Consider the following 1,138-nt stretch of genomic DNA (forward strand, 5'->3'; position numbering starts at 1 on the left):
TGTTTTGACCCCTATAAACCTAGAGTATTTTTAAATTTTTAAAGTATAATGTTTTAGGCTACTTTTTCTCTGCTACAAATCAAGTGTTTGTCCTTTTCCCATTTCTCCATTGGAGTGATTTTTCCAAGCAAACCATGTAGTCTTTTGTTATTATAAAATACTACGTACTTCTTTAATATTTGTTCTATTTGTCCAAAAGTAAAGTATTCAAATTTAGTAAAAACCTCTCTTTTTAAAGTACCGTGATAGGCTTCTATGTGGGCATTTTCCTCTGGTGTTGCTACGTGTGTAAATTCTTGTGATACACCTACTAAGGAAAGATATTCTCTTACATTCTTGGCAATAAATTGACTACCATTATCCGATCTAATAACCACATTTTTAGGGTAATCTAACTCTTCAAAAAGCCCTGACAATAATTCTATTACCTGCTTCTGCTTAATATTAAAGCTGAAGTAGTCTTTTAATATTCTACGACTGTGTACATCAATTACAGAAAGTAAATAAGCATTTTTACCTTTTTGTGGTATCCATACCATCTTAATGTCCATTTCAATACACTCTAAGGGTCTTGTAGTCTTTACTTTACGATGCTTAACGTACTTCTTATTCGAATGATCTCTAGTTATACGAGTTTGTAAAAGTTTAGCGCTTTTCATGATACGAAATACTTTTTTATGGTTAATGGTGTACCCTTCGCGTTTAAGATACTCGCTCATCATACGGTAACCACAATCCATAAAATCACCCTTTAAAAGCTCTTTAATTGACTCTACAACAGTTTGTTCGTTAACCCAACCTTGGGTTTTATGATAGGTTAATAAAGTAGCTTTATTACCTTTTGACTTGCCAGAACCCTTGAAGTAGTACGTGCTTTCACTTAAGCCAATCCAATGTATTAGTTTAGCTTTACTTTTTTGATATTTACTATAAAAGTAATCTACCAGATCTTTTTTGGATCGGATGTCCCAAACTTTTTTTTTAACAGTTCACGTTGAACTTCTAATTCTATTTCTTTATCACTTAGTAGTTTACGAAGAATCTTATTCTCCTGCTCTGCTTTTTTAAGTTCTTTTGATTTGTCAGAAACAGCAGGTCTTAATCCTGATTCTCCTTGAGAATCGAATTTCTTCTTCCA

Annotated in this window: 1 protein-coding gene and 1 pseudogene; both read right to left on the reverse strand. The window is 32.4% G+C overall.

Translation table 11 applies throughout. The annotated features are described in order from the left end of the window. Positions 1-53: 53 nt before the first annotated feature. Positions 54-965, reverse strand: coding sequence for an IS3 family transposase (locus HX049_RS18375; RefSeq protein WP_326366526.1), 912 nt, complete (start codon positions 963-965; stop codon positions 54-56). After that, positions 941-1,138 (reverse strand): annotated as a pseudogene (locus HX049_RS18380) (transposase); the annotation flags it as partial. The gene HX049_RS18375 and the pseudogene HX049_RS18380, both read right to left, overlap by 25 nt.

Source organism: Myroides odoratimimus (assembly GCF_030326305.1).
GTDB lineage: Bacteria > Bacteroidota > Bacteroidia > Flavobacteriales > Flavobacteriaceae > Flavobacterium > Flavobacterium odoratimimum_A.